The sequence below is a fragment of the Bacillus sp. C-3-6 genome (assembly GCF_054509685.1).
Map to the genome: position 1 here is coordinate 239,571 of NZ_JBSSBE010000002.1, position 12,441 is coordinate 252,011.

Genomic DNA, 12,441 nt, shown 5'->3' on the forward strand with positions numbered 1-12,441 from the left:
TGGTAGTGATGGGAACGGTTGAACCAAATATAATTGTGGGTTCTGGTACAAAAAAATATTAAACTTGAACATACCGATACTGATACTCTACAAAGGATTGTAACCGACATGGAACAAAATGGTTGTTCAAGTGGAAGCATTTTGTTCCTAACTGTATTTTGTAAACAGTGAAATGATACAAGCGGTACAACTTGAATTTTCGTAAAGAAGCACCCCTGCGTGTATATTACTTAGGAAAGTTTGGTTGGGAGGAAGTGAAGAGAGACGAGCTCCCAGCGAAAGTAAAAGAAAGAATAGATATGAAATAATTAGTTACTTATGATGGCGGATTCTCTTACATGGAGGATTCGCTGTTTTTTTATTTACAATGATAAACGCATGTTAGGGTGAATATTGAGGTTAATTGGAATGCCAGACTGATCGATACAGTGAACGTATCAATTATTGATTTATATAAGTACCTATACATACCAGGTTATCGAAATTTTGATCATTTGTTTCCATTAGAGGTGCATCTTGGGGGAAGAAGAAAGTGTGCAAAAGAAGTGTTAGAAAGCCGTAGCGTGATTGAGAGAATTAAATTCGTAAGATGTCTCGTAATAGATAGCATAATAGAGAATTAAATCGTTTTATATTTTAATATATTGTTATAATATTACGAAGGGTAATAAGGTAATATAAGGTAAATACGCTAATGTTATTGTATAAATATAGCGCAAACAGGGAGAATGAACATGAAAAAGTATCTAGTAGCAGGATTATTGTTGTCAAGTTTATTAGTGGGGTGTGGTCAGGAGAACGCCTCTACCAAGAAAGACACGCCTAAGAGTGAGCAGGAAGTGAAGAAGGATGCGCAAGCCGATAAGAAGGTAGATGAAACAAAGCGTGATGAATTAAAGGACGCGGAAAAGTTGGATGATAATGTGCCAAGGGATAACGAAAACAAAGCGGTTGATACGGAAAAAAATGAGGATAAAGTTGATATTGTGCAGTATCAGTTTTCATCAGATGAAAGTAATTCTACAATGCCTGTTGATTACTTTGAAACACTTGAACATGGTATGTCATATGAAGAAGTAGCTAAGGCCTTACACCGTAATGCGACAAGTGCAATTAAAACTAAGAAATTTGATACTGAATTAATTGAATATACTTATGAGGCACCAGAAGCGGTGATACAAGTTCAATTTAAGGATGGTAATTTATTTGGTGCGGAATATGTTGGTCAAGATAAGGAAATGTATTCAGTCATTCCTGTTGGATGGGATGTAAAAAATAATCGTTGGGAGGAAGAAAAAAACGTAGGAGTACAATCTAGTGAGAGTAAGTCAAACAATCACACGTCTCAAAGGAACGAAGGCAAGAATGTTGAATCCAACGATAAACCTGCATCTAGTACAGCAGGTGTAAAGGCAAATAAAAATCCCGAGGAAGTTACTACGAATCATAAACCTAATAATAACGAAGTTAAACAACATCATAATAAGGAACAGCAACGTAAGGAAGTAGAAGAATTTAAGCCGAGTGATGCAGACATGGAACGCATTAAACGACAAGAAGACCGTTGGAATACGCCATCAGGTGGTTTTGGTGCTACATGGCAAGAAGAAATGGAAGAGATGAAAAAACAGAAATAAAATAACATATATACCTATTATAAGGATTAAGCGAATTTAAAGTGGGAAATTTATAGTTTTTATCATATTTTATTAGATTCATTCTATAAAATTCAAAAGGATTTCTCATTACTCTGTCTATTATAAAATGTTAATATTGTTGTTGATATTGTCTTATAAGAAGGAATTCATTTAAGATATTAATTGAAAATATTAATTGGGAGGATGTTAGAAATGGAATTAAATAATGGGGATGGAATTAATATAGAAAAAAGTACAAGTATTAACATGGAAGAAATGGAGTTATTATTGCTAGCCGATCCCTCAACAGAAGTAGTTAATGGGTATCTTAAAAAGGGAGATTGTTTTGTTTTAAAAAAAGATGCTGTTACTGTAGGTATTATGATTTTAATTCCTACCCGAACTGAAACAATTGAGATTATAAATATAGCAGTTTCTGAAAAAGAGCAAGGAAAAGGATATGGGAAATACCTACTTAAATTTGCTATAGATTATGCTAAAAAAGAAAAATATAAAACTATAGAAATAGGCACAGGAAATTCTAGTTTAATGCAATTAGGCCTTTATCAAAAATGTGGTTTTAGAATAACTAGTGTGGATAAGGATTTTTTCTTACGAAATTATAATGAAGAAATATATGAAAATGGTATTCAATGTATGGATATGATTAGGTTAACGCAAAATTTATAAAAATTATTTTTACATAAAAATCGCAACATCCATTAAATGTGGAGGGTTGCGATTTTTTTGATGTAATGCGTCATTATGTGTTGTGGGTAGCATTAGGGAGTATATGTATTTGAGAATTATTACAAAATCAACAAGTATTAATAAATTCATCTGTTATGTCAACAATTTGAATATATCTCAAATTGTTTTTTATTATTCAGATAGATTTTTTTCCATTAATTTTAATAAAAAGTAAAAATATAAAATTCATCCATTTTAGTTATGGTAAATGTTCATTTAAACAACCAACTGATGGGACTTATTGGATAATTATTGGCGTGATTTTTTTATTTATTCAAGGATGAAAATCGTACTAAATGTAGATATAACAACTATTATATTGTTTTAATGATATAAAAATATTTGGTTTTTAAAAAAAGAATTTTCTGAATTATAAATATTATTATATATTGAGAAAGTAAAAAAATAGAAAAATATCAATTGAATCCCAAAAAATAACGTGTGAATATTATAGATATAAATTACACCTTGATATTTCGCATGAATTTCTACAAATTTAGATGTTTATTAAATTAGGAGGATTGATAGTGCCAAAAATGTAGTTTGTTTGCTAATTCAGTATTTTATATGCATCAATGGAATTTTAGAACGCACAGTTATTATTTGCTAGTAAGCATTTTCATATCAAATCTTTTGGGGAAGTGATAAGTAATGGTCACAGTATTAAATAATGAAACTAAAAGTTTATTAGTTGAAAAAATTGCAAATAAAAATGCGTGTATTGGATATGTAGGCCTAGGTTATGTTGGACTACCATCGGCTCTTAAATGTTTAGAAGTAGGTTATGCGGTAAGAGGTTTTGATAAAAACTCAGTAAAAATAAGAAAACTAGAACGTGGAATAAGTTATATCAGTGATATTCAAGGTACTGAAATCCAAGATGCTTTACATACAAATAGATTTTTTGTTAGTACAGAAATGAATTATATAAACGAATGTGATGTTGTAGTTATATGTGTTCCTACACCATTAGAAAAAACTAGTAAACAACCAGATTTAACATATATTCATTCAGCAGTTGATGAAATAGTTAAATACATTAAAAAAGGTACATTAATTATCTTAGAAAGTACTACTTATCCAGGTACTACAAGAGAAGAAGTTTTATACAAATTAGAACAGAAAACTAATTTTAAAATTGGTGTAGATATATTTGTAGCATACTCTCCAGAGCGAATCGATCCTGCAAATCAATCGTTTTCAATTCAAGATATTATAAAAATCGTAGGTGGAGTTACATCTAATTGTACCGATTGTGCAGCAGCTTTCTATAGTAACTTAATTAAGGATATTCATAAGGTAAGCAGTCCAGAAGTAGCAGAGACAGCTAAGTTATTAGAAAATACGTATCGTTTTATAAATATCGCTTTTATTAATGAAATGACACAAATTTGTAATGAGTTAAATATAAATATTTGGGAAGTAATTGATGCCTCAGGAACTAAGCCATTTGGATTTCAAAAATTCTATCCTGGTCCTGGCGTAGGAGGACACTGTATTCCGATTGATCCTATTTATTTTAAGTGGATTGCAAATAATAAGGACTTAGCAACAAAAATGATTGATGTGGCAAGAGAAATTAATGAAAACATGCCTAAGTATGTTCTTAATAGAGCACTACAGTTACTACATGATAAAGATGGTAAGAATATTCTTATGGTTGGGGTAGCATATAAAAAGAATGTTAATGATGCTAGGGAATCGCCAGCTTTGGATATTATGAATGATTTAATGATAGAAGACTATAACGTGGATTATTACGATCCGTTTATAGAGGAACTCATTGTGGGCGATAACACATTGAAAAAATCTATAGATTTAAACATAAGTCAATTAGACAAATACACTTTAATTATTGTTCATACAGATCATGATTGCATTAATTTTAAATTGCTTAATGAGGTAAATTGTTTAATTTTAGACACAAGAAACATATTTAAAGATGAATCAGTATATAAAAAAAATATTATAAGTTTGTAGGTGATTACATGGTAGAGTTTATTCCTTTTTATCGACCAGAAATCAATGATGAAGATATAGATAGGGTAGTTTCTGCTCTTAAATCTGGATGGCTTTCAAAGGGGCCAAAAGTGATAGAGTTTGAAGAGAATTTAAAAGAATATCTGAATACTGAACATGTAGTAAGTTGTAATTCAGGGACTGCCGCATTACATTTAGCATTACTGTCTCTGGGAGTTGGATTAGAAGACGAAGTAATAGTTCCAAGTTTTACTTTTTGTTCAAGTGTAAACGTTATTATGCATGTAGGTGCAAAACCTGTATTTGTAGACATAGATGAAGAGGATTTATGTCTTGATCTTCAAGATGTTAAAAGAAAAATCACTAAAAAAACGAAAGCAATTATTGCAGTTCACTTTGCTGGATACCCGGCTAAATTAAAAGAACTTCAAAAATTATGTAAAGAATACGGATTGTTTTTGATAGAGGATGCAGCGCATGCATTAGGAACAAAATATGATAATACTTTAATTGGTACACATGGAGATGTCATTTGTTTTAGTTTTTATGCAACAAAAAATATAACAACAGGTGAAGGCGGAGCGTTAGTCACTAAAAATGAATCGATTGCTGAAAAAGCTAGATTATATGGTTGGCATGGTATCACGAAAAATGCATGGAATCGTTATGGTGAAGAAGGAAGCTGGCGTTATGATGTTCTATTACCTGGGTTTAAATATAACATGATGGATCTACAAGCTAGTTTGGGTATTAGTCAGTTAAAAAGAGCTGATGAAATGATTGAAAAACGCAAGAGAATAGCTGAAAGGTACCAAGAGGAATTAAAGGAGGTTCAAGAGTATATAACGTTACCTAATTATACTAACGATCCAAGTGTAAAACACGCATGGCATTTATTTGTTATAAAAATTAATTCTAATTCCCCTGTTAGTAGAGATCAGGTAATTCAGGAAATGAAAAAGAGAAATATTGGACTTAGTGTTCACTTTATTCCTGTTCATATGCATCCGTATTATGAAGAGAGATTTAACGTATATTTACCTAAAACGGAAGAAATATTTAATCAAATTATTTCATTACCTCTGTATAGTGCTCTTACAGACAATGAAGTTGAACATATTATAACGTCTTTAAAAAGTCTATATCAATTAAAAATAGGGAGGTAAATATTTATGAAAATCGGGGTTATTGGTGGCAGCGGATTTATTGGTAAGCATGTTACAAAGGAGTTATTAGCAAGGGGGTATGAAGTAGTTATATTTGATAAATTTAAACCGAGTATTGATGTTCCTTTTAAGGAAATTGATATTTTAGATATTGCAACATTAAGAGAAAATCTTATTAATGTCGATGGGGTAATCCATTTAGCTGCATTAGTGGGTGTTGATAATTGCCGTTTAAATGAAGAAGATGTAGTGAGGGTGAACTTTGAAGGCACGAAAAATATTGTACAGATTTGTAACGAAAATGGTATAGAAAAATTATTGTTTTCTTCCAGTTCAGAGGTATATGGGGATGGCGTGAGTGTTCCGTTTAAAGAAAATGATATTAAAATTCCAAAATCAGCTTATGGAAAAGCTAAATTAATGTCCGAAGATTATTTGAAAGAATATGCTAGTGATAGTTTGAAAGTCAGAGTGGTACGTTATTTTAATGTATACGGTTCACAACAAAATGATAACTTTGTAATTTCTAAGTTTTTAAAACAAGCTCATAGTGGTGAAGATATTACTATTTATGGAGATGGACAGCAAATTAGATGTTTTAGTTATATAAGTGATATTGTTAACGGAACTATACTAGCCTTTGAATATGAAGGAGAGAAATTTGCAGATTTTAATGTTGGCAATAACAAACCTATATCTATGGAAGAACTAGCAATAAAAATTAATGAATTAATGGGAAATAAAAGTAAAATTAAATTTCTTGATTTAGGTGAAGAGGGAGTCAGAAATTCTAGCATTGAAATCTTTAGAAGAATCCCTTCAATAGAGAAAGCTAAATTATTTTTAAACTATCAACCAATTATTTCATTAGATAAAGGACTAGAGATAATAATAGGGGAGAAGTATGGAAACACAGTATCTATATCCTAAGAATCCAAAGAAAATTAAGTATCCCATATATTCTTCTCTTTGGAGTATATCTGATCATGTACTTTTTTTGAAAAGTGTATATAGACCTAATGATTCTAAACTTAAAAAAAGTCTTCAAGCTCTTTATCCGGATGCAGAAATTGTATTAACTAATAGCGGTACATCTGCATTAGTGGTTGGTTTAAAGTACTTAAAAGTAGCAAAGGGAGATGAAGTGATTCTATCAAACTTTAATTGTCCTAATGTGATAGAAGCAATATTAACGGTGGGAGCAAAACCTGTATTAATTGATTTAAACACTAATCATTCAATTTCACTTAATAAAATAAAAAAACATTTGAATGCTAATACAAAGGCAATTATTCTTACGCACTTGTATGGATGTCATGATGATTTAGAAATTATTGACTGGGCTAGAGAAAATAATATTTATATCATCGATGATGCTGCACAAGCAATGTTTTCTTATCAAAATGGAAAGCCAGTTGGTAGTTTAGGCGACATTGGTATTTTAAGTTTTGGGGAAACGAAACCAATCCCAAGTATTGGGGGAGGAGCGTTACTTCTTAATCGTACAATAAGTGAATTGTGTGACATGGATGAAGAAAAGAAGGAAGAAGTGATTTTAGATTATAAGAATCATTTAAAAACACAATTAGGTATAAGAATAAAAAAGAGTAGAGTACTGAGCTTATTTACTAATTATTGGAGGAAATTAGAGATTCTGCCCTCCTATAATAATAGTAAATTAGATTCTTTACCGGAGAAAACGGAAGTTATAAACCCAAAAAGAATGTCTATAGTACGTTCATTGTTAATTGATAAACACCTACAGAAAACAAAGAAGATTTTAGAAATGAATATATGTAACGCTAGTCTGTGTTATACAATGCTGCAGGAAATTGAAGAAAAGTATGGCGTTAAGATTATATTTTCAACTCAGAACGTTTATTTAAACTATTTTACCATTATATTCAAAGAACCATCTGATAGGTATGAGTGTTCTGTACATTTAGCGGAAAAAGGTATACAAACTTGTTGGAACTATTTACCTCTGAGTGAAATTCCTATTTTTTCGAAGTACGCAACCAAGTCAGAAAATATAGATTTTTTATGGCCAAGGGTATTATCAATACCTTTTAAATATCCTTTAGTAGACAAGGACCTTAAGTATATATGTAGTCAAATTCTAAAATATTTAGAGAATAAGAATTAAAAGGTGATTATATGGAAATCGAAATATGTACTGACGCCCAATACTGGGATGCTTGTATGGAAGAATACAATGGTTCTGTATTTCATAGTTTCGAATGGGGAAAGTTAATGGAATTATTACCTGGTGTTCAATTTTTCCCAGTACTAATAGAAACACGAGATACAGTAGTTTTATCTCCTATGTATGTACAAGATGGTAGGCTATTGGGAAGTTTAATTGGTTATGGTGGCCCAATAATAATTGGCCAAGATAAATTAGATTTTTCAGTTTATGAATCCATAATAAATAAGAAGTTTGAAAATAAAATTCAAAAGCTTTTATTACCTATAACGATAAATCCTTTTCAAAGTTATAGTAAGGAAAAGTGGGATTATAAAGAAACTTATATGTTAGATCTACCAAATAAGTTTGAGGATTTATGGACATCGTGTTCTGGGAAAGCTAGGACAAGTGTTAGGTATGCACGTAAACAGAATGTTGAAATTCGTCCTATAACTGTAGCGGAATTAGATGAGTTTTACCAATTATATCAAGAACATAATAACAGTATAGGAGCGAGTTATTCATTTAGTAGAGAGTTTTTTTATCATTTAGTTCTTAATTTACAAGAAAAAATCCTTTTTTTAGGGGCATTCTTAGAAGAAGAACTAATTAGTTCCAGCCTTTTTATAATGGATAAACAGGTTTTATATTACTGGATTAATATTAATAATACCAAAGGAAAAAATTCGCAATCTTCATATTTACTACTAAATGATGCGTTTGAATTAGCAATTCATAATAAATTAAAGTATGCGGATTTAGGATATTCACATAATAAAGGGATTGCTAGACCTAAGATATACTGGGGGGCAGCTTTGAAAAAATGTTTTTGTTTAAAAGAAAGGATTTAAACTATGATTATTAGTGGCCACCAACCAAGTTATTTACCTTGGTATGGTTTTTTTGAAAAAATTCATAAATCAGATGTGTTTGTATTTCATGATATAGCACAATTTGAAAAAAAAGGTTTTTTAAATAGGAATCGTATTAAGACTTCACAAGGAGCGTCTTGGCTAACGGTTCCAATACAAACGAAAAATTATAAAGAAATTCCATTTAATGAGTTAAAGATAGACAATACTCAAGATTGGGAACGGAAGCATTGGAAAACGATAAGAATTAATTATTCTAATGCACCTTATTTTAATGTATATAAGGATTATTTAGAAGGTTTTTATTCAGAAGATTGGATTAATTTAAATGAAATGAACATGAATTTTATTCATTTTATTATCCGTGAATTAAACATTGATACGGAGCTATATTATGTATCAGATCTAGAAGGGATTACAGGTAAGAAAAGTGATTTTGTATTAGAATTGTGTCAGAAATTTAATGCCAGTACTTATTATTCTGGAAGTTTAGGGCAAGATTATTTAAACGAAAATGACTTTGAGAATGAGAATATAGAAATTATCTACCAAAGAATAAGAGATTATTCCTACAAGCAATTATTTGGGGAATTTATACCACATTTGTCTATTTTAGATATTTTACTAAATTGTGGGCCAAAGGAAACAGAAAAATTAATTAAAGGAGTCTAAAATTCTATGAATGTACTTGTATTTGCCGCTCATCCGGATGATGAAATAATTGGTGTTGGTGGAACAATAGCGAAACACGTGAAACAAGGTGATGATGTACATGTTGTAATACTTGCAGAGGGAAAATCTTCTAGAGCTAAAGAATATAAAGAGCTAGATTTAGAGGTTAAGAACTTATCTTATAAAGAAACAGAGGGGGCATGTACTACGCTTGGTGTAAAGAGTTTTGCAAGACTAGATTTCCCTGATAATCGTCTTGATACATTACCCTTACTTGATGTTGTGAAAGAGATTGAAAATCACATTGAAAAAATAAATCCTACAATTATTTATACTCAATATGGTGGAGATATAAATATTGATCATACTGTTGTTTACAGAGCAGTAATGACAGCGACACGCCCTCTGCCAGATACTAATATCAAATGGGTATTTGCATATGAAACTTTATCTTCTACAGAGTGGAATTATAATGAAAAAGATAAGTTTCTTCCTAATTATTTTGTGAATATTGAAGATTATTTGGAGGAGAAATTAAGTGCGATGAGACATTATGAATCTGAGTTAAGGGAATTTCCTCATCCACGCTCTATAGAAGCAATGAGACATAACGCAATGGTATGGGGTGCCAAATCTGGATACCAGGCAGCTGAGGCATTTATGTTAGTAAGGGGGACATGGTAGGTGAAGAGAATATGTTAATACCACAGGTTCCGTTCTTTGGTTTAGATAGTAAACAGATTGACTTAAAATGGGTTGAAAAAGGCTATGGATTAGAAGCAAATATTTTTGATGGAAAATCTTTATTTGATAACTCATATACAAAAAGGTTTTCAGAGGTCCTTTCTTTTGTTCAAACCCTTAATCCATCCTTGTTAACGCTGCATTTTCCTACTGATAATGCAGACTATCTCAATGATGAATTTATTAAAAAGCAACTATATGAATTTATTGACCTTGCTATAAAGTATAATGCATCTGGTATAACGGTGCATGCTAATCAATTCATGAATGTCGCGGAATTTCAGAGCTATAATCTTCTTGATAATAGAAAAAGGATTATAGAGTTCTTTAACATGCTAGATGAAGAAATAAAAGGAACTGATATATGGATTGGCGTTGAAAACCTACCCATTATTGGAAACTTGGGCGATGATTTTGATCCTATATTTATATATCCCGAAGATTTTACTGATTTGGTTGATTTGGAGTTATCTAACGTTGGAATAACATGGGATATATGTCATTGGTCTATAACCTATCTTACACGTTTAGGTATTTCTAAATTATTAAGGCAAGAGGAAATTGAATATAAGGATTTTCATAAGTATTTAAGCTTAATGGATCATATTAAACATTTTCATTTTAGTTCTTTTAAGCATTTAACGATTCCTTATAGTGAGGTACGTTGCTTTGAGGGAGAGAATCCGGTTAATGGATCTATTGATGAAAATTTATTACATGAAACTTTATTAAAAGTGAAGAACAATACCTTGGATAAAAACATAGGAATTGTATTTGAGGTTCAGGAAACTGATTATACGAATAGAAAGAGGTCATGGGAGACTCTTAATTGGTTTCAAAAGAATATTGCTGGTATGCAAACAAAAATAAATTTTTTGGAGATATAAAAAGCAATATCAGTTTATTTATTTTTACATGCAATTTGAGTTAGAGATTATTTTAATGAACCTTTTCTTCTAAGTAAGTGTGTTAGGAGGGAAGGTTTTACTATTAATCTTTTTTAATTATAGGGAGGACAAATGAAGAAACTAATTCTGACAAAGAAGTCTATTGTAACTTTTGGGGTTGTATTGCTTTTCCTTTTTAGTAATTTATCTGGGGATGTAATACCAGTACATGCTATGAATAAGAACGACCAAAGTTCTCTCATGGCAGATAAAGTTCGTGCTAGTCGAGCTATTGAACATACACGTTTTCTGTCTGAGAAAATTGGTCCACGTCCAAGTGGGACTAAGGAAGAACATAAAGCAGCTACATACATTGGAGATACATTGAAAAAATTAGGGTATGAAGTGGAGTATCAGGCATTTCCTGTACCAGATCAATATATTGGAAGTATCTCTTTTAGTATGTATGGGGAAAAAGAATGGCAAGTTGGAGCAGCATCTAATGCATCTATACCTAAAGATCCTGTCGTGGGGCAGGTAGTTTCTATAGGAAAAGAGAATGATATTAAAAATTCACCTGAACCAATTCATGGGAAAATAGTATTATTGGAACAAGCTGATACGTATGAGAAATATAATGAACAAGTTGAGTATGCAGCAGAAAAGGGAGCAAAAGCTGTATTGTTATATAGTACGATTGGGGATAGAGGCAACTATGGAGAAGCCTTTAACCCAGTTCTAAAAAAGAAACAAGAAATACCTGTATTTGGGCTTGCTTATAATCAGGGAATAAGAATGAAAGATAAGATAGTGCATAATAAAAATATAGTTAGTTTAAAGGCAAAACACGAAATGAATTTGAGTTCATTAAATGTTATTGCGAAAAAAAAGCCCAAATACAAGACAGATAAAGAGGATGTAGCAATAATGAGTGCTCATTATGATAGTGTTATCGGAGCACCTGGAGCAAATGACAATGCTTCCGGCGTAGGACTTTTATTAGAGTTAGCATACAATTTTAAAGATATAGAGATTAATAAAGAAATTCAATTTATAGCCTTTGGAGCAGAAGAAAATGAATCTTTAGGTGCTTACCATTATATTAATCAGTTATCTACAACAGATAAGAAACATATTCTAGGGGTTTTTAATGCAGATATGATAGCGACTAGTTATCACCAGGCTAAGGATTTATATGCAATGACACTAGATGGTTCTCAAAATGAAGTAACAAATACTGCGGTAGCTACTAGTAAAGCATTAGGGAAATCGGTTGTATTAACTGGAAAGTTTGATTCTAGTGATCATGTACCATTTAACGAAGCTGGAATTTCCTCGGCACTATTTATTTGGATGGATGTAGAGAGCTGGAATCCTCTAATTTATCATGTTGAAAAGGTATTCCATACACCTCAAGATACCGTTTTAGAAAATATTTCTCCTCAACGTATGCAGGAGGCATTAGAAATTATAGGGACAAGTTTGTATTACTTTACCAAAAGATAGGTTTTTCGGAGGTTTCAGCATAGCCGGCTAAATTTAGAT

The 12,441-nt window shown here is 31.2% G+C and carries 11 protein-coding genes and 1 pseudogene; all 12 read left to right on the top strand.

The features are described from left to right. Positions 1-194: 194 nt before the first annotated feature. A pseudogene (locus ACW0JX_RS28005) lies at positions 195-308 on the top strand (YxeA family protein); the annotation flags it as partial. A 426-nt stretch (positions 309-734) separates the two neighbouring features. Beyond that, complete coding sequence (locus ACW0JX_RS28010) at positions 735-1,637, top strand: hypothetical protein (protein WP_459245808.1); 903 nt, start codon at positions 735-737, stop codon at positions 1,635-1,637. A gap of 213 nt (positions 1,638-1,850) precedes the next feature. Continuing rightward, a complete protein-coding gene (locus ACW0JX_RS28015) occupies positions 1,851-2,327 on the top strand; it encodes a GNAT family N-acetyltransferase (protein ID WP_016513574.1) in 477 nt (158 codons plus the stop codon). A gap of 711 nt (positions 2,328-3,038) precedes the next feature. Further along, entirely contained in the window at positions 3,039-4,367 is a 1,329-nt protein-coding gene (locus ACW0JX_RS28020; protein WP_459245809.1) for a nucleotide sugar dehydrogenase, read from the top strand. An 8-nt stretch (positions 4,368-4,375) separates the two neighbouring features. After that, the gene (locus ACW0JX_RS28025) at positions 4,376-5,533 is read left to right on the top strand and encodes a DegT/DnrJ/EryC1/StrS family aminotransferase (RefSeq protein WP_098255196.1); all 1,158 of its coding nucleotides are present in this window, start codon (positions 4,376-4,378) and stop codon (positions 5,531-5,533) included. A 6-nt stretch (positions 5,534-5,539) separates the two neighbouring features. Then, complete coding sequence (locus tag ACW0JX_RS28030) at positions 5,540-6,463, top strand: NAD-dependent epimerase/dehydratase family protein (protein ID WP_000690428.1); 924 nt, start codon at positions 5,540-5,542, stop codon at positions 6,461-6,463. Beyond that, positions 6,438-7,679, top strand: coding sequence for an aminotransferase class V-fold PLP-dependent enzyme (locus tag ACW0JX_RS28035; RefSeq protein ID WP_459245810.1), 1,242 nt, complete (start codon positions 6,438-6,440; stop codon positions 7,677-7,679). Before ACW0JX_RS28030 ends, ACW0JX_RS28035 begins: the two co-directional genes overlap by 26 nt. 11 nt (positions 7,680-7,690) lie before the next feature. Further along, on the top strand, positions 7,691-8,572 hold the full coding sequence (locus ACW0JX_RS28040) for a GNAT family N-acetyltransferase (protein ID WP_016513570.1): 882 nt from the start codon (positions 7,691-7,693) through the stop codon (positions 8,570-8,572). A gap of 3 nt (positions 8,573-8,575) precedes the next feature. After that, the gene (locus ACW0JX_RS28045; protein WP_459245811.1) at positions 8,576-9,265 is read left to right on the top strand and encodes a WbqC family protein; all 690 of its coding nucleotides are present in this window, start codon (positions 8,576-8,578) and stop codon (positions 9,263-9,265) included. Between the two features lie 6 nt (positions 9,266-9,271). Continuing rightward, a complete protein-coding gene (locus ACW0JX_RS28050; protein ID WP_459245812.1) occupies positions 9,272-9,949 on the top strand; it encodes a PIG-L deacetylase family protein in 678 nt (225 codons plus the stop codon). An 11-nt stretch (positions 9,950-9,960) separates the two neighbouring features. Then, positions 9,961-10,896: a TIM barrel protein gene (locus tag ACW0JX_RS28055; RefSeq protein ID WP_459245968.1), complete on the top strand. Its 936-nt coding sequence runs from the start codon at positions 9,961-9,963 to the stop codon at positions 10,894-10,896. A gap of 132 nt (positions 10,897-11,028) precedes the next feature. Further along, complete coding sequence (locus ACW0JX_RS28060) at positions 11,029-12,402, top strand: M28 family metallopeptidase (protein WP_459245813.1); 1,374 nt, start codon at positions 11,029-11,031, stop codon at positions 12,400-12,402. Positions 12,403-12,441: the final 39 nt, after the last annotated feature.